The following is a 17,654-nucleotide window of genomic DNA, read 5'->3' as shown; positions in this document are numbered from 1 at the left end:
GATCCGCCGGGAGCGGATCGGCGCCGCAGCCCCTGCACCGTTGTCGACACACTTCCTCGACACACTGCCTGGACTTGGTCGGAGGCTTCTCAAGGGCCATCCCGGACCAGACGCACTGCCCTGGGCTTACTCGAGTCGACGGGGTACGTCTTGAACGGCTCGTTCTCGATGCCGAAATCGACCAACCATGCATCCGATGGTCCGCTCACTGCTGAGCGCGACGACGACCAGTACTCGGCGGCTGAGGCGTTCGGGAAGTAGCCCGTGTCGATGTCGACCGTAAAGAACGTGTCGGGCGTTCCGAAGTGCACGATGCCGATCAGTTCATCCAGGGTTGGTAGACGCCAGTCGGTTGCACCGCACAAGGCGTTCCCATTGACGTCGGCGACGAACCTCTCGGTATCACAGCCCGATGCGCCGGAACAGGTGCCGCCGTCGGACACGCCGACCGGGTCGCCGCCCTGCCCGCCATCGCTGTCATACCAGGTGTAACGGCTGTCAGTGTCCTGCAGCCCGCTGTTCGTCTTGACCTCCCAGATCAGGCCGGTGACGTTGTCCCGCACGCACGCCCAGACGGCCTGCCCCGGCTCGGTACCGTAGGCCACGGTCTGGTCCGCCAGCGGGTCGCCGTTGTCGTCGAGCTTGGTGAAGCTGAAACCGGCGACCCCATCGCTGTCATCGTTCGCGTAGGCGTCGCGGCCATAGAGCGCATCCTGGCCGGCGGGCACGGTGGCCCCGCTCACGGGGTGCACCCCCGGCGTATCGATGGTAGCGCCAGCATCGGCGCAGGAGACTCCGCTGGAGCCGATGCCGCCGCACTCGGCGATGCCGGTGTCGTTGATGATCGCGGACCCGGACACGGGCGCGGCTTCGATGGTGATATCCAGTGTCGCTTCGCTCTCGCCCCCCCCCCGAAAAGTCGGACACTTTGAAGAGGAAGCTGTCTGCGCCGGTGAAGTCGGTGTCAGGCGTATAGGTGTACTCCCCGTCGGGGGCGCCGTTGAGCGTGCCATGGTTTGGGTTGGTCAGGACGGTGAACGAGAGCATGTCGTCATCCACATTCGTGGCGGTGAGCGTGATATCCAGCGGCGTATTCGCCTGGCCCACCACGGTCTGTGCAATCGCCTGGGGCGGGTCGTTGACCGGGTTGACGGTAATGCTCACCGTGGCCTCGTTGGAATCGACCGTGCCGTCGTTGGCGACGAAGGTGAATTCGTCGCTGCCGTTGAAATCGGCATCCGGGGTATACGTGAGGGTCTGTTCGGTACCCGAGAGCGTGCCATCGGTCGGGGCACTCGTGACGCTGTAGGTCAGTGAATCACCAATGTCCGGGTCAGAGGCGCTCAGCGTAATCACCACTGACGTATCCTCGTTCACGCTGACGGAATCACCGACGGCGACCGGGGCCGCGTTGCCACCGCCGCCGCCACCGCTGCAGGCACCGCTGGTGACGTCGCCACCACCCCCGGTGATGGTCACGGTCGCCGTATTGGAAACCGTCGTCCCATCGTCGACAGAGAAGGTGAAACTGTCACTGCCGGCGAAACCGCCATCGGGCTCGTAGGTGAGGGATGGCGCTGTACCGGTCAGGAACCCATTCGCGGGGTTCGACTCGATCGTATACGTCAGCGGATCGTCATCGGCGTCCGTGCCACAAAGCGCGATTTCCGCGCCCTCGAAGAAATCGACCGTCTGATCGTACGCCACGGGGGTCGCAGCCACCGCCACACCGCTCCACACGCCGAGTAGCGCCACCAGCGCCAGCCCCCGGATGCACCACCCTTGTGTCTTTCGCATTCTTTCCCTCCCCGTGTCGTCTCTGCGGTCGCGCCAGGCGCAGCCTCGTACCTGCCGTATTTTCATTGCAATAACGGGGCCAGTACCGCGAGCAAAGGGACTTTCTGGGGCATTTAGGAATTTTCGGCTTATTTCGGGGCCATTGGCGGTGTTTCCGACGCCCTGGATCGACGGGCGAGACTGGAATCCGGTTATGTCCCTGTTTTCCACCAAGCAGCTGCGCGACCCGCGGGCGCCGTAGCCGTTGCGTCTTGCCACAGGCTGATCGGCACCCGCAACATGACGCACACGGACCACGAATCTCTGGGCATCCAACCGTTGAAGATTCGCCACTATTCGTGGTCTGCCCCCGATTCTCCCACCGCGACAAGGACCGGCCATGACCGCTATCACGCTGCTCGACGGCTCAATCGGACAGGAACTCGTCAAGCGAGCCGGCGACAGGCCGACACCACTGTGGTCCACGCAGGTGATGATCGACCGCCGCGAACTGGTGCGCACGGTGCATGACGCCTATTTCGCGGCCGGCGCGACGGTGGCCACCACAAACACCTATGCCGTGCTGCGCGACCGGCTGCGGCGCGCGGGCATGGAGGCGCAGCTGGAAGCGCTGACCGACACGGCACTGGACTCGGCCCGGGCGGCACGCGACGCGCACGGGGCGGGCCGGGTCGCGGCGTCGCTGGGGCCGCTCTTCGCATCTTATCGGCCGGATATCTGCCCGCCGCCCGACGAAGCCGCGCAGCTCTATGCCGAACCCGTGCGGCTGATCGGCGATCGGGCCGATCTGTTGCTGATCGAGACGATGTCCTCGGTCGATCAATGCGAGGGCGCGCTGCGCGCGGCGACGGGACAGGGCCTGCCGGTCTGGCTGGCGGTAACGGTGGATGATGACGACGGTACCCGCCTGCGCTCGGGTGAGCCGGTCGACGATCTGGCGCCGCTGGTGGAGCGGTTCGCCCCAGAGGCCGTGCTGGTCAACTGCTCGCGCCCCGAGGCGGTGAGCGCGGCGCTGGAGATCATCAAAGGCTTCGGCCGGCCGTTCGGCGCCTACGCCAACGGTTTCACCCACATCGCCGAGGGCTATCTGAAGGATGCGCCGACCGTCGATGCGCTGGAAGCCCGCACCGATCTTGATCCTGCGGCCTATGCCGATTTCGCAATGGGCTGGGTCGATCAGGGCGCGACCATCGTCGGCGGCTGCTGCGAGGTCGGTCCCGACCATATCGCCGAACTGGCCCGGCGCCTCCGGGCGGCCGGGCACGACCTGGTCTAAGAGCCTGTCCGATACGCGGGATGCACGTTGTCCGGTCTTAACCCCAAAAAAACAAAGCCCCGCCACAGTGGGCGGGACTGGACCTGAAGCCTCGACAGACTTGTCATCACCTTTGCCGAGACCTGTTGCCGGCTGGGCGGGCAGTCTCGCAAGCCCGATTAACGGGATCATTTCTATACTAAGGAAGCTATGATCAAAACCGGCCAGAGCATTGCGGAACAATGTAGGTCGGGCTTATAGCCCGACAGATCAGGGGCTTGCGAGTGTCGGGCTGTAAGCCCGACCTACAGGACTCCCGATAATCAGAGGTTCCCCAAGAAATCCGGAGTCAGAGTCACAACCTGCCTATTGCCTGACGGCACCCACCGATTCCTTACTCCGACCCGAATGCCGCCGTTTCAAGCCTCACGCAACAGGAGGGCCGGGTTCAATCGCAGGGCTTTCAGGGTGGGAAGCAGACCGCCGACCAGTGCGAGCGCGCTGACGGCGGCGGCGACCAGGGCGCCAAGCCACCAGAGGCCGGCGGCCGGGAGCTTCAGCGCGAGTTGGGCTACGGGCAGGGCGATCAGCGCCCCGAGGCCGGTGGCGAAGAGCGTTGCCAGAACGGTCAGCAGTCCGGTTTCCAGGAGCATCGACTGCGCGATCGCGCGGTGGCGAGCGCCGAGGCAATGCAACAGATTGGCCTCGTAGAGTTGGCGACGGCGGCTGACACTGACCACGCTGGACAGCACCAGGAGGCTTGCCAGCAGGCTGACCGTGGCAACGGCGGCGAGGCCCGCGGCCGCCTTGTTCAGCAGGTTGCCTGCAGTTTCGAGCCAGTCGGCAGTACGCAGGGTGATGACGTTGGATACATTCCGGGCGAGCCAGCGCTGACTGTCTTTGGCGGCGCTGTCCGTCTGGTACACCGCGCCCACGTAGCGGTTGATCATCCCGTCCAGTGCGCCCTTCTGCATAATGCCTTCAAACCAGAAGCGCGTTTGCAGGCCCTTTTGCCGATAGATGGCACGGATCTCGGCGTCAACCAACTGGTCCTGGGCGTTGAATTGCACCCGATCACCGACGGCAAGGCCCAACTCATTGGCCTCCCGGTCCTCCATGGCCATGAATACGGGCTTGTGGTCGGCCGCGGGGGTGTCCCACCAGCTGCCCTGCACCAGTTCCAGCCCCTCCGGATTGTTCTGCAGGTAACTGAGTTTGTATTCGTCCCCCATCGCCTCGCGTCGCGCGCCGGGGTCATCCGCCAGCACGTCGGCAATGGATTGGCCGTTGATCCGGGTGAGTCGTGAACGGACCAGCGGAAGAAGCTCGGTCATGCTCTCGCCGTCCAGGTCCCGGAGTCCGGACCGGACCGTGTCCATCTGGTTCGGGAACACGTCATACAGAATCAGCGCGGGCGCCTGCTCCGGGATGGTGGTTTCCAGTGCTCGCAGGAGCGTCGCGACAATCAGCGTGCAGGCCACGACCAGTGTGAGCGCCGTGCCAAGCGACAGCAGCATTACACGCAGCGGGGAATCCGGTCGGTGCAGGTTGGCCAGTGCAAGCCGGAGCGCGAAATGGCGCTCCGCCAGGCCACTGTTCTCGAGGCGTTTCGCGGCGAGTCTGAGCGCCTTGATGATGCCTTCCAGCAGCCCCCACAGCACGATGACCGCAAGGAGAAACAGAAAGCCGATGAGCGGCGAGGGCAGCCATGAAAGCAAGGCACCGATGTAGAGGCCGAGAAGCAGGTAACTCGCGATCCGCCATGTTCGGGGTTGATGGCCGGCCGCCTCGACCTGCCCGCGGAACAGTCCGGCCGGTGATGCCGCGAGTGCGCGTGCGAGGGCCGGCAGGGCAAAGACGTAAGCGGTCAGAACCGCGAACAACCAACTCAAGAACAGCGGCAGCAGCCACAATGAAATCCAGGACGCGGATCCATCCGTATCCACGAAGGCGAACGCATTGCCCGCGACGCTGATGGCAATGGCCGCAAGCCCGAGACCAAGCCCCCCACCGATCACGCCCGCCACGGTTCCCAGCATCCCCACCTGCAGCAGATAGATGCCCACCAGCGGACGATGTCGCAATCCCAGGGTCTGAAGGGTGGCAATGGTAGCCAGTTTTTCCTCGAGGTACGCGTGAATGCTGTTGGCGACGCCCAGACCGCCAATGAACAAAGTGGTGAATGCGATCAGGATCAACGCGGTAGCGATCTGGTCCAGGCGTTCCGCGATACGCTCGCTGCGTTCGGCAAACGTGGTGATGTCCCACCGTTGATCGGGAAAGGCTTCTTCGAACGCCTGCAGCCAGGTCTCGAGATTGCGGTCGGTCTGGATGCGATATTCGTAGTCGACCCGGCTGCCGGGCCGTATCAGCTCTGCGGCGTCGACCCCCTTTTGGGAGATCATCACGGGCAGGCCACGCCAGTTGGCATTGAGTCGCCGGTCCGGCTGACTCTGGATCAGACCGGTGATACGGAATGTGGCGGCACCGATCTGCAGTTCGTCGCCGACGGTCTGTCCGAGGCGCTCCGCCAGAAGCGGGTCGATGACGGCGCCCCACTGGCCATCGTGCCTGGCAGTCAGCGCGGCCAGGGTTCGATCGGGCTGTAACCGGAGCTCCCCATACAGCGGGTAATTGGCGTCCGGCAACAGGATTTCCGCGCGGAAGAACCCATCGGCACTTTCACTGCGGACGACGGTTTCGACCTCACGGACGAGCGAAAGCGTGCCGTCCCGCTGAATCCAGCGCTTGACCTCATCCGGCAGGGGTTCACTGGTGTCCAGTTCCACGTCGCCGCCCAGGATCGCGCGGGTGTCCGCCAGCAGGCTTTGCTCGATGACGCGATACAGGCTCGCCGTGGCCGCCACGAGGGTGACGCCCAGGATCAGGCAAGCCAGAAAGATCTTCAGCGCCGAGATGCGGGAGCGAAGGTCTGAGACCGCGAAGCGGAGCATCCACATCGCGCGGGTATCAGTCGACATGGAGTCGACCGCCATCCATGCGCACCCGATGCTGGCAGCGATCCGCCACCCGCTCGTCGTGAGTCACCATCACCAGCGTGGATCGGCTTTCCTGATGGAGTTCGAACAACAGGGATAGCACTTTCTCGCCCGTGTCCCTGTCGAGATTGCCGGTCGGCTCATCGCCCAACAGCAAACTGGGTTGATGCACCATCGCGCGGGTAATCGCTACGCGCTGCTGTTCCCCGCCCGAGAGCTGTGCCGGGTAGTGGTGCAGCCGGGGCCCCAAGCCAACGGCTTCGAGCATCGCCTTCGCTTGTTCCCGGGCGCCGGATCGCCCGGCAATCTCCAGCGGCAGGCTCACATTGCCCAGTGCCGTGAGCCCGGGAAGCAGGTGGAACGACTGGAACACGATGCCGAGGTGCTCGCTGCGCCAGTCGGCCAGGGCGTCGGCATCCATATCCCCGAGCCGCCGGTCCCCGACATGAATCTCACCGCTGGTGGGTCGTTGCAGCCCCGATAAGAGAAGCAGGAGAGACGTTTTACCACTGCCGGACGGGCCCGTGATCGCGAGGGTGTCGCCCGGCGGAATCTCCAGGGACGCGCTTTTCAGTACCTCGATCTCACCGGATTCCGTGGGGTAGTTGAGCTGGAGATCACTGATCCGAATGCTGGTCGACACATCGTTTCCCTTGTCCATGAATTACCGGGGGCACGCGCATTGCGCGGAGGCGGTTCAAAAGATCAGGGGCACAGTGAAAGCTCCGCACACCCGGTCACAGCGAGGTCGTTACTCTGCCCCCGAGTTCCCTGACCCCCGAGATCCCGGAGCCTGATCATCCACTTTGCTTCATCCGTCTGACCCGCCGCCGCGCCCGAACCGCTCGCGCAGCACGCGCTCGGCCTGGACCTTTCCCTCCGGCGTGAGTTGCACCGATTTGGCCTTGCTCTTCGGATCGGTGATATAGCCGAGATCGAACAGGCGATCCGTCAGACTCCACGGGTACTGTTTCCACACGCGATCACCATCGTGCAGCGTCAGCGACATCAGGGCCAGCGCGGCCTCGGCAAGGCGATCTTCGTCAAGGTCGGGCTCACCGGTCATCATGCCTCCAGGAGCAGGTAGTCGGACCCAGCCCCAAAATCCGCGGCTTACCCCCGGTCGTCAACGGTATCTTTATTCGGCCGCCCCCTGATTTTCTTCAGGAAATCGGCGGCAGCTTTTTGAGCCGATCGAGGACGATTCGGCCGGCGCGAACCATCCCGTCCACGAGTGCCTCCTCGACATCGAGCAGGCCCTCATACTCAGCCAGGTTGCGCTTGCGGTGCGCCTGGTCGAGTACGCGCCAGTTTTCCGGTGGCAGTTCGAGCGTGTGCTGCAGACACTGAAAAACCTGGTACCGGTTTTCTGACCGGTAGCCATGCCACCGCAGTGCCGCGAGGGACAGCGCATGGGCGGCGTTGTAGGCGAGATCGAATCGGCTCTCGATGCTCAAATCCCGGGTGGCGGCGTCCTCGAGTCGAAGTCGACCCGAGCGCAGCAACCCGGCGAACTCCTCGCGATCCGGCGGTTCGGGTTTGAGCTGCCCGATTCGTACAAGATTATCCAGCGGGGAACTCGACGGCATCCCTGTCTCCCTTCAGCAAGATGTGCTTCCCTGCGAGCACCCGCTTGAGAAACGGGTTGCCCTCGCGCAGTCGTCGCTCGAATTCCTCCGAAGTATAAACGGTCGGACTGATCCTGCGGCCGAGTTCCTCTTCGACCGGTGCCAGCAAGGCGAACACGTCCTCGAGTGACAACCGATCCGAGACCAGCAACAGGTCGATGTCGCTGTCGGCCCGATCCGTCCCGCGGGCGACCGACCCGTAGAGTAGGGCCAGCGTGATCTCGTCACCCGCGGCCGCGATGGCACTGGCCAGTCGCGGCCCGGGCCCCATGGTTTTCGCCACCAGCGAACAGAGTTCATCGAAAACCGGTGCCGCCCGGTTTGCGCGGTACAGCTTCTGACGGCCAACAGTCTCGACCGCCAGGAGGCCACTGCCGGCGAGGCGTTGCACCTCGCGCTGGACCGCACCGGATCCGGCGTCGGCGAGCTCGATCAACTCGCCGAGCGAGTAAGCGCGATCCGGCTGCCCGAACACCAGGCCGAGCACCTTGCTGCGCGTGCCCGGGAACAGGGCATTGGCGAGGCCGCTGGGCGTCGGCTGCATAGGCTGTCGACGAGTTGGTTTCATTGCGTTAAACCCATTTTGGGTAATTGAATACCCAAACTGGGCTCCCGTCAACAGACCGCGGCACTGTCTGCTACCGGGATCTCTGGATTGGAATAGGGTTGAGCCGATCACCGGCAAAACCCTGATCTGAGATGCCCCGGTTACTCGTGCTTCATTGCAAGACCTGACTTCATTGCAAGACCTGACCCTTGACCCGGGGCCTACTCCAGCGGATTCGTCAGTTCCTTGGCGCCGTCCGTCGTGAGCACGGTCGCGGACTGCCGATCGATCCGCTGGATGTGGTCCAGCTTCCAGTCCTTCACCTCGAGGATGAGCAGGCCCGCGAGGGATGGAGAACGACGAAATCGGGGTGCTGGCGCTTCGGTCCGACCGCGACGTCGTACCAGCAGAGATAATCGTTCTCCAGATGACTCTCGAGCCGCCGCCCGAACCGGCGCTCGCCCGAGGTCATCCGCCGGAGGAAGTTATTGAGGGAAGGGATCAGGGTCGCCACGACCACACGCCTTGAACCGTGGGCAATAGTGCGGTTGGGTGATGCCTGCCCGCAACGCATTTGTGGCATTCGAGACTCGAAGCCCCGGAGCTCACGCCCCTGCGGTCATCCCAGTCGGATCAGAAAATCGCCGCTGAGCGGAAGTATTCGCCGAGTTGTTACTCCGATCCCGCACACCGCGACCCCGAACTCCAGCAACGCTTTTCGAGATCGGTATACCGCCTTCGGCCCCCCAGAACTCCCTGGAGGACACCCCGCAGGGCGAACCATACGGGGCGAATGATGAAGAGTCGGCGTAAGGCTAGAAAGTGAAGCGAAGCCCGGCGGATACACCGTCGACGGTGTAGTCATCCTCGCTAAGGTAATTCACATACTCGACGCTCAGCCAAACCGGACTGTCGCCGAGTTTCACTTCGCCTCCGAGACCGTAAGAGAAGCCGCTGTCGTCGGCCGTTTGGGAAAAGTTGCCGGCGCTGGCCGTCAGTTCGCCAGTCGTGAAGCCGAGCAACCCGTAGCCGCGCACCTGCTGTCCGCCGGTATGCGGCTTGAGGAAAAACGAGAGCGCATTGTCGAGTTCGACATCGACATCCACCGGCCCGCCAAATGTGTTAACCGTTACGGTATCCGATCCACCAGTCGCAAAGCGTGCTTCGATGTCGAGATGTTTCGCGGCTTGGCCGCCGACACGGAACTGCACCCCTGTGCCAGATGCTTCGGGGAAGTTGTCCTCATCATATGTCCAAGACAGTGCACCAATGCCGAAGTATCCGTTGCTGTCAAAGTCATCCGAGGATTGGGCGGCGGCAACCGACGGCATCGACAGGATGCCGGCGAGAAGTAGTGGCGTGAATCGGGTCATGGTCTGTCCTTGGTGGGCGGATGGCGCGCGCACTCTATATGTTGCACCTTCAGACGGCAAGCAAATCCGCGGGTGAATATCAGGAAAAAGAGACCCGCAACGGCAGTTCCGGGGACGGTATACCGATCTCGTCGGCGGTTGTTCAGTATCACGTGTCCGGAACTGCCCGATTCCGAATCTCCGGACGGCGTCCAATGGCAGGTGCTGCAGATACCCGAAACCTTTTATGGCGTGCGTCTACTCCCGTGATACGCGGCCGGTTCGGATGTACTCGCGGTAGGCCCCGCAGTACTCATTCATTTTTGTCCTTGTCGTGTAAGTATCCATATCTTCATGTGCGGCGCGCCAATCCTGGCACTGTCGCGCGAGGCTCTGGCCCCGGTCGCTTTCCCGGCGCCGCTCCCGCTGCTCCGCCTGTCTGCGTTCGGCTGCCGCCTGCGCTTCCTGTCGGGCCTCGGCAGAGGTCTCTTTGAAGCTTTCCGTCACTTCTGACATGGCCACTTGCAGCTGATAGGCGACGGCAGCCGAGGTTATGGCATTCGAAAGCAGGTTGCCGCAGGTCACACCAAGGGTGATGAAGAACCACAGTAGGAGCCACTGCCCGCCGCCGAACTCTCTCAATGTCGACGGACTCCGTTGCCGGCTTCGGTCAGGGTTTCCATCCACACTGGAATCTACCTCCAGATCGGGGACCGCGCGGTCGCGCTCATCGCTATTAACGGGGTGTTCTTTCCCTGAATCCTGTACGCCTGGCGTTCTTCCCGATTCGCTCACGCCTCACTCCCGAAAAGTCATGGTCTTAAGTTATTGAATGGCCGCATAAGATGAACTGTGCGGTTGCGTATCTACCAGAGACGAGCCGTGGCTATTCCCCCGCAGCGTGCGAGCGAGTCACCGTAGGATGTGCATGAATTATCAGTGTGGGGACAACAACCGCAGCGAGGCGCCCTGGAAGATTGAGCGACCGATCATTCGGGTACTGCCCCGGGAACCTGACTTAATGGGTCACGCCACGGCGCTTCGGATCTGATCCAGAAAGCCGCCCTTGTCGTGCCCGGTAATGAGCAGATGATCCATCGCGCGGGTCATGCCGACATAGAGCACGCGTGCTTCCTCCGTCGGGTCCTCATCCTTAAGGGGCATGCGGTTGATGCCGGGTATCGCGACGGCCCGGAATTCAAGGCCTTTGCTTGAGTGCATGGTGAGCACCTTGACCGTCTCCGTGTTGGCATCGAACGCCGAGCGCTTGCGGCGGCTCGCGAGCGCTTCGTGGGGTATGGCCGCTTCGTCGAGCGCACTCGCGATGGCGTCGGCGCTCTTGTTCCGGCGATAGAGCACAGCCATCTCGCGCCACGGGATGCCCGAATCGTGCAGTTGCTGCAGATGCCGGGCCATATACGATAGCTCCTCGCGCCAGTCCGGCAGCTCGACCAGCTGCGGTTGGGCGCCGACGCGCCCGGCCGTTTCCGGAACGACGAGCGGGATGCCGTCCTCGTCCGCCTGCTCGGCGGTCAGGAGGTCGCGGGCGAACTTGCTGGCGAGGTCGAGGATCTCCTGCGTGTTGCGGTAATTGATTCGCAGGATCGTGGTGCGGCCGCGGGCCTGGATGCCGACACTGGAGAAGCTGAAGGCATCGCCGCGCCGGTAGATCGACTGCGCGTCGTCGTATAGCACCAGCAGCGAGCGCGTCTGCGGATCCACCATCTGCACGACCAGCTTCAGCCAGTGCGGCTGGAAGTCATGCCCCTCGTCCACCAGCACGGCGCCGTATTGCCCGCCGGGAATCTCCTCGCGCTCGACCCCGTCGATCACGCGCTGGACCATCTCGTCGTAGAACTTATCGCGCTTACGGGCTCGCCGCGGCATGCCCACGTTGTATGTCCGCAGTTGGCTGTGGCACCAACTGTGGAACCCGCGCACGTGGACCCGTTCTTCGTGAATGCCTTTCTCCACCAGCAGCGTCTGGATTCGACGCGCCAAGGTTCGGTTGTAGCAGAGCACGAGGATCGGCTTGCGCAGCATCTGCGCGAGATGCAGACAGCGGTAGACGAGAATCAGCGTCTTGCCGGCGCCGGCGGCACCGTGGATGACCCGATGCCCTTCACCGAGGCTGCGCGCGAGCTGTTCCTGCTGCAGGTCCATCACCCGCAGGATGTCCGGCAATACGTCCTCGGACTCCGGCTCGACGTCGTCGGACTCGAACAGACTGCCTTGGCTGATGCGCACTTCCGGGAACAGGTGCCACCGGATCCGGTCGATCTGCGGCAGATCGAGCCGGTGATCGAAATAGATGGTGAACATGTTCCATAGGCGGGTCTGGAATACCTCCATGTCCTCCGACTCGGTCATCTCGTCCTGGCAGATGACGCGGTCCGGCGGGAGCACCTCGCCGAGATCACTCGTGTCGAACTGACGGCGCGTGATCCGCGACAGCACCACGCCGTAGCCGAAAGGCATAAGAAGCCGGCCTGCGTAGCGGTGCCCTTCGGGGTGGACCAGCGCCGGGTCGCGCTCCATTGGGCGGATCACCGCGTGCGCGTACTGTCGGGCCTGTTCCAGCGGATTGACCAGTTCCTTGGCGCCGTCCGTGGTGAGCACCGTGGCGGACTGGCGATCGATCCGCTGGATGTGGTCGATCTTCCAGTCCTTCACCTCGAGGATGAGCAGGCCCCGCGAGGGATGAAGAACGACGAAATCGGGGTGCTGGCGCTTCGGCCCGACCGGCACGTCGTACCAGCAGAGGTAGTCGTTCTCGAGATGGCTCTCGAGCCGACGCCCGAATCGGCGCTCACCCGAGGTCATCCGCCGGAGGCAGGTATTGATGGAGGGAATCAGGGTCGCCACGGTTACACTCCTTGAACCGTGGGCAATACTGCCGCGGAACTACGACTGGCCGCAACACATTTGTCGCACCGCCATATCCCGCCACGAACCGTCCACAACCAACCGGAACATTCCCGATTACCGGCAAATGGAGTCGCGGGCCCCGACGAACGCTACGTCCCGGAGCGTCATTGGATCGCGGTCGCGATATTCCTGCCACCGAGGAATTCTGAGTCCGACCCCGAATATCGATCGCCGTCAGCCACCGGGCGCGGACTCATCGACTCCCCGGGCCCGCAACGCCTGGCGCAGCAGATCGACATTGCGGCGGTTTGCCTTGTAGGCGAAATCGAACAGGTCCCCCGCCAGCGGGATCGCACCGATGACCGTATCCACGCCCACGTTGCCGAGCATACGCAGGATTGTCGTGACCGGGAGCCCGAGCCGCCAAGCCTCGACAACGGGATATAGCGAGAGAATGCCGGTGGCCGCATCCCCGATCCCGGGCACCAGGCCGATGAGGCCGTCGAGCCCGATCCGGGTTCGGAGCAAGGGCACGGGGATGCAGGTATCGAGGACGTGCGCAAGGCGATCCAGGCGGCGCAGGGCGCGCTGCCGCGCATCGGCGTTCGCGGCCTCACCGGCGACATCGTGTGGCGGCCGCGGAGGCCCGTTCGAGCGATCGGCCATCAATGACGTCCGGCGAGGCGCCGCCTCGCTATCGAGCAAAACAACGGAGCAGTGTATCGCGCACGAGAGCCGGTATCACTGCATCTGAGGGAGATTTGGGTTTTTACTTTGACCCCGAAAATCCCGACGACCGAGGCAACGTTCCCTGGAACACGGGGCGATCGATTATCCGGTGACTGTCCCGCGGAATTCCGGCACATGATCGAGACGACGGCTGGGGACGGGGGCGGCGGAGCGGACGAAACGTGATCCGCTGCATTCGATCCGATCGCCCCCGATGCCGGCGCGCCGCCTCTACCAGGAGCGCAGCAGTGCGATCCGGCCCAGGCAGAACCGGTAGTCGTCGGCCGCGCTGGCGCTGAAATCGCCCGTGTTGCGGCATCCAGCGCTCGCCTCCAGACCCCAGTGGTCCGAGAACCAGCCGCGCCATTCGGCTTCGGCCAGGTAGAGGTCCTCGCCCGGCCCCTGGTTGATCGACTGGCTTCCGGCCCCGATCTTCAGGGCGATGAACCAGCGATCGTCGAGAACGGGGCGCCGCCAGGTCACGATCCCCAGATATTCATCCACGCGCTCCGGGCTGAAGTACTCGGGCGCGTCGAAGTCGGTGCGCACCGTTCGAGCACGCCCCTCGATCAGCAGGGGCCCCCACTGCGGCACATCGTAGATCAGACGCCCGACGGTCACGCCCCGGTTGTTGCCGTCACCGAAGCTCTGGACCGTATGCGCGCCCACCAGCGTCCAGCCGGCGAACGCGCCGAGGTCGACGGAAAGACTGGCGCTGTCGACATCGATCTCGCGTTCGATGGCAGCGATGGTGTCGACGTAGCTGCGCCCGGCGCTGGCCTCGACATAGACCGGTCCCTGGAAATCATGGCGCACCAGGGCCGAACCGGTGACCGGTGACCACTCTTCTCCGGAGAGCGCCGCGACCGACACATCAACGCCAGTGCGGGCGCCGTACCGGCCTTCGTAATCGAGGCGGGCGCGACCGAAGGTGTGGTCGTCGCCCGGCTCGGAGAGCCGATCGTAACCGACCGCGATGCCGCCCCGGTGTTGCCCGGACTCACCGAGCGGGCGCATCAGCCCCGTGGTGAAGCGGGTCTGGCGGATGTCGTCCGAGTCATCGCTCACCTCGAGCTCGGTCGTGCTGCGCAGCCGCTCCGCACCGGCCGGCCAGGGCGCCAGGGCAAGCAGCAGGACGAGCAATGGCGGGAGTCTGTTCACCAGTTCTTCCTCCGGCCGAGCAACTCAGCGAAATACCCCGCGAGACTCGCCGGCGACAGGATCGCCTGGTAGGCGAGCAGATAACCGGCAAAGCCCAGCAGGTTGCGCCGCACACGCAGTCCACGGGCCCGGAAGGCCTTCAACTGCCTGACATACATCACCAGGCTCATCAGCAGCGCGAGCGGCACCAGCACCAGCGTCATGATCCCCGCGATGGCGTACATCCCGAAGAACACCGCGGCCAGCACGCCCGGTACGAACACCGTCATGTAGATAAGATCCAGGTAGGGGTAAGTGAAGTTCAGATAGACGAACGGAAGATTCAGCCGGGGACGGAAGAACACCCGGGGGAAACGACGGAACGCCTCGATCAGCCCGCGCGACCAGCGCTTGCGCTGACGGAAGTAGCGGCCCATGGTCTCGGGCACCCGGGTGAAGGCAATGGCGTCATCCGCGTAGCCGACACGGTAGTCCCGATCGATGATGTCCCAGGTCAGGACAATGTCCTCGCCGACCACCTCCTGCCAGCCACCCACCTCGCGCAGCACCGATCGTTCGTAGGCCGAGAACGCGCCCTGCGCGACCAACGTCCCCTGGTACAGCGACTGCACGCGCTTGACCGAGGCAATCCCCATGAAGTAATCCCACTCCTGCAGCCGGGTCAGGCGATTCGCGCGCGAGTTGCGTACCAGCACGGTACCGGCGGTGGCCGCGGTATTCGACGGGCTGCCCTCGTGGTTGAGCACGAGATTGCGCAGCGCATCCCGGTGGAGCCAGGTATCGCCATCGAGGGTGACGATCAGGTCGTAACGGGCGGCGGCCAGCCCGGCATTCAGCGCGGCCGCCTTGCCACCGTTTTCGGCCTGACGGATGAGCCGCAGCTGATCGCCCGCCGGCGCGACACCGTGATCGATCAGATCCTGGACGACGGCGGCGGTCGCGTCCGTCGAGCCGTCGTCGATGACGATCAGCTCGCGGCCCGGCTCGTATTGCTGGGCGAAGACGCTGCGCACCGTGTCCGCGATGTAGTCGGCCTCGTTGTAGGCGGCGACCAGAATGGTCACCGCGCGCGAAGGCACCGCCACATCGGGATATACCGGGCGCCGGTCGATGATCAGGCTGGCGATCACGAACGCGTTGGCTAAGCCCGGTATCAGCGCGATCCCCGCTACGACCGCCCAGGCGAGGATGGGCCCCGTGATCGCCGCGAGGTCCGCAATCCACGGCTGCGCCAGCCACGAACTACCGCCCACCCAGCCTGCGGCGAACAGGAGTGAACCGGCCAGCTTCATGCGCACGGGCACATACCGGCGTCGGGAACCCGCCCTGTAGCGGGCCCGCCCGCGTTCCGGGAGCGGCCGATCGACGGTGACGATGGGAGGGGGCGTGACCATGCCGCCAATGGAGCGGCGAGCGACTACTCCCGGTTCATACAGGGCCGTATCACTTTCACTGCGCTGGCGATTACCCGTGGGCACCATGGCTGATCTTCTTCAGGTTGTTCGGAAAAACGGGAAGGCAGCCCGTTCACGAAGGCAATCGCACATCATGGAATCACCGCGGGACTTCGGCAGACTCACCAGCGATGCGCGCTCGGGGACAGGGCCGTTATGCGTGAGCAACAAACGGGCCAGGTCACCTCCTGTGGGCATACGGCCGTACTACTGGCGATACCGGTCTGTGGCCGGCGCACTGGCGGACAACGCGGAGGGACGAACAGGACAAAAAGCCTTTTCAGCTGCCGGACTTGCAACACACGGGGATTCAAGTGTGGGAAATCCAACGACCCCCGTTTTGCGCCAGCGCCGCGTGCCCGGACTGGCGCCATTGAGGCAGCCGCCTCGCCCCTCCCTGACGCCGCTCACATCGCGGCTCCGGTCCGGGCTGTTCGCTCGACCGGGAGTTCTTACTCCGAGCCCGAATATCGGTTCCTTGATCAGCGCGGGAACCGCGCCGATACTGACTTACATGGAGAACAAGGCGGCCGGCCGACCCTTGTTCATGGCAAGACATCCGGGGGTTGGACGATGAAGCGAGTAGGACTCATAGGCTGGCGCGGCATGGTCGGCTCGGTGCTCATGCAGCGCATGCAGGAGGAAGGGGATTTCGCCGACATCGAGCCGGTGTTCTTCTCCACTTCCCAGGTCGGCGGCGCGGCGCCGGATGTCGGCAAGGACGCCCCGGCGCTGCAGGACGCGCACGACATCGAGGCGCTCAAGGGCCTGGACGCGATCGTCACCTGCCAGGGCGGCGACTACACCCAGGCCGTCTACCGGGATCTGCGCGACAGCGGCTGGGACGGCTACTGGATCGACGCGGCGTCCACGCTGCGCATGGAGTCGAGCAGTGTCATCGTGCTCGACCCGGTCAACCGCCAGGTGATCGACCAGGCGCTCGACAACGGTCACAAGGATTTCATCGGCGGCAATTGCACCGTCAGCCTGATGCTGATGGGGATGGGTGCGCTGCTGGAGCAGGACCTGGTGGAGTGGATCTCGCCGATGACCTACCAGGCGGCTTCCGGTTCGGGCGCGAAGCACATGCGCGAGCTCCTCGGCCAGATGGGCTACCTGTACGGCAGCGTCGCGGACCAGCTCGAGGATCCGGCCTCCGCGATCCTGGACATCGACCGCCGGATCAGTGAGGCGATGCGCTCGAGCGACTACCCGGCGGAACAGTTCCAGGTGCCGCTCGGCGGCTCCCTGATCCCCTACATCGACCGCCCCATGGATTCCGGCCAGAGCCGCGAGGAATGGAAAGCGCAGGCCGAGGCCAACAAGATCCTGGGACGCGCGGAGAACCCCGTGCCGATCGACGGCATCTGCGTGCGCATCGGCGCGATGCGGAGCCACAGCCAGGGCCTGACGATCAAGCTGCGCAAGGACGTGCCGCTCGCGGACATCGAAGCGCTCCTCGCAAACGGCAACGAGTGGGTGAAGGTCATCCCGAACGACAAGGAATCCACCGTCCGCGAACTGACGCCGGCCAAGGTCACGGGTACGCTGAGCGTGCCCATCGGACGCCTCCGCAAGCTCAGCATGGGCCCCGAATACCTGGCCGCGTTCACCGTCGGCGACCAGCTCCTGTGGGGCGCGGCCGAGCCTCTACGGCGTATGCTGCGTATCCTTCGGGAGCATGCGTGAGCGTGGTCGCCGTGGACATCGGCGCGAATCCCGGCACGCCGTGCCGGGCCCTAGGAGTTCATACTCGAACCCCGAATATCCCGGAGTTCGGTATACCGTCCCCGGAACCCGTCCCTCATCACTTCTTTCCATCGACATCCGGTTCGCCCCACCTTCGTACAATTCTTGGGCCACA

At 64.1% G+C, this 17,654-nt stretch carries 16 protein-coding genes; 2 read left to right on the top strand and 14 right to left on the bottom strand.

Features of this window, described 5'->3' with window-relative positions; genetic code table 11:
• Positions 1-89 precede the first annotated feature (89 nt).
• A complete protein-coding gene (locus tag A0W70_RS03390) occupies positions 90-743 on the bottom strand; it encodes an Lcl C-terminal domain-containing protein (RefSeq protein ID WP_070988300.1) in 654 nt (217 codons plus the stop codon).
• The gene (locus A0W70_RS03385) at positions 676-1,797 is read right to left on the bottom strand and encodes an Ig-like domain-containing protein (RefSeq protein ID WP_175443058.1); all 1,122 of its coding nucleotides are present in this window, start codon (positions 1,795-1,797) and stop codon (positions 676-678) included. The genes A0W70_RS03390 and A0W70_RS03385 overlap by 68 nt, the downstream gene beginning before the upstream one ends.
• A 379-nt stretch (positions 1,798-2,176) precedes the next feature.
• Between A0W70_RS03385 and A0W70_RS03380 the strand changes: the two genes are divergently transcribed.
• Positions 2,177-3,073, top strand: coding sequence for a homocysteine S-methyltransferase family protein (locus tag A0W70_RS03380; RefSeq protein WP_067560559.1), 897 nt, complete (start codon positions 2,177-2,179; stop codon positions 3,071-3,073).
• 398 nt (positions 3,074-3,471) lie between these two features.
• On the opposite strand, the gene A0W70_RS03375 is transcribed toward A0W70_RS03380, so the two are convergent.
• The 12 genes from A0W70_RS03375 to A0W70_RS03325 form a co-directional block, all read right to left on the bottom strand.
• Positions 3,472-6,033: an ABC transporter permease gene (locus A0W70_RS03375; RefSeq protein WP_067560745.1), complete on the bottom strand. Its 2,562-nt coding sequence runs from the start codon at positions 6,031-6,033 to the stop codon at positions 3,472-3,474.
• On the bottom strand, positions 6,023-6,694 hold the full coding sequence (locus tag A0W70_RS03370) for an ABC transporter ATP-binding protein (RefSeq protein WP_245675802.1): 672 nt from the start codon (positions 6,692-6,694) through the stop codon (positions 6,023-6,025). Before A0W70_RS03370 ends, A0W70_RS03375 begins: the two co-directional genes overlap by 11 nt.
• Positions 6,695-6,862: 168 nt before the next feature.
• A complete protein-coding gene (locus A0W70_RS03365) occupies positions 6,863-7,117 on the bottom strand; it encodes a DUF6429 family protein (protein ID WP_067560743.1) in 255 nt (84 codons plus the stop codon).
• A 97-nt stretch (positions 7,118-7,214) separates the two neighbouring features.
• On the bottom strand, positions 7,215-7,640 hold the full coding sequence (locus tag A0W70_RS03360) for a hypothetical protein (protein ID WP_067560555.1): 426 nt from the start codon (positions 7,638-7,640) through the stop codon (positions 7,215-7,217).
• The gene (locus tag A0W70_RS03355; RefSeq protein WP_067560553.1) at positions 7,615-8,223 is read right to left on the bottom strand and encodes a nucleotidyltransferase domain-containing protein; all 609 of its coding nucleotides are present in this window, start codon (positions 8,221-8,223) and stop codon (positions 7,615-7,617) included. The genes A0W70_RS03360 and A0W70_RS03355 overlap by 26 nt, the downstream gene beginning before the upstream one ends.
• Positions 8,224-8,545: 322 nt before the next feature.
• Positions 8,546-8,740: an NERD domain-containing protein gene (locus tag A0W70_RS17120; RefSeq protein ID WP_245675801.1), complete on the bottom strand. Its 195-nt coding sequence runs from the start codon at positions 8,738-8,740 to the stop codon at positions 8,546-8,548.
• Between the two features lie 301 nt (positions 8,741-9,041).
• The gene (locus A0W70_RS03350) at positions 9,042-9,599 is read right to left on the bottom strand and encodes an outer membrane beta-barrel protein (protein WP_067560549.1); all 558 of its coding nucleotides are present in this window, start codon (positions 9,597-9,599) and stop codon (positions 9,042-9,044) included.
• A 237-nt stretch (positions 9,600-9,836) separates the two neighbouring features.
• On the bottom strand, positions 9,837-10,373 hold the full coding sequence (locus tag A0W70_RS03345) for a hypothetical protein (protein ID WP_139150687.1): 537 nt from the start codon (positions 10,371-10,373) through the stop codon (positions 9,837-9,839).
• 231 nt (positions 10,374-10,604) lie between these two features.
• Positions 10,605-12,401 carry a 3'-5' exonuclease gene (locus A0W70_RS03340; protein ID WP_067560741.1) on the bottom strand — a complete coding sequence of 599 codons (1,797 nt, stop codon included), beginning with the start codon at positions 12,399-12,401 and terminating at the stop codon, positions 10,605-10,607.
• Positions 12,402-12,680: 279 nt separating this feature from the next.
• On the bottom strand, positions 12,681-13,112 hold the full coding sequence (locus tag A0W70_RS03335; RefSeq protein WP_070988298.1) for a DUF4112 domain-containing protein: 432 nt from the start codon (positions 13,110-13,112) through the stop codon (positions 12,681-12,683).
• Between the two features lie 294 nt (positions 13,113-13,406).
• The gene (locus tag A0W70_RS03330) at positions 13,407-14,336 is read right to left on the bottom strand and encodes a hypothetical protein (protein WP_139150686.1); all 930 of its coding nucleotides are present in this window, start codon (positions 14,334-14,336) and stop codon (positions 13,407-13,409) included.
• Complete coding sequence (locus A0W70_RS03325; RefSeq protein WP_217495376.1) at positions 14,333-15,817, bottom strand: glycosyltransferase family 2 protein; 1,485 nt, start codon at positions 15,815-15,817, stop codon at positions 14,333-14,335. Before A0W70_RS03325 ends, A0W70_RS03330 begins: the two co-directional genes overlap by 4 nt.
• Positions 15,818-16,363: 546 nt before the next feature.
• Between A0W70_RS03325 and asd the strand changes: the two genes are divergently transcribed.
• A complete protein-coding gene (gene asd, locus A0W70_RS03320; RefSeq protein ID WP_067560543.1) occupies positions 16,364-17,479 on the top strand; it encodes an aspartate-semialdehyde dehydrogenase in 1,116 nt (371 codons plus the stop codon).
• The last annotated feature ends 175 nt before the right edge of the window (positions 17,480-17,654 follow it).

This window comes from Halofilum ochraceum (assembly GCF_001614315.2).
Classification (GTDB): domain Bacteria; phylum Pseudomonadota; class Gammaproteobacteria; order XJ16; family Halofilaceae; genus Halofilum; species Halofilum ochraceum.
This window is presented reverse-complemented; position numbering and strand designations above follow the sequence as displayed.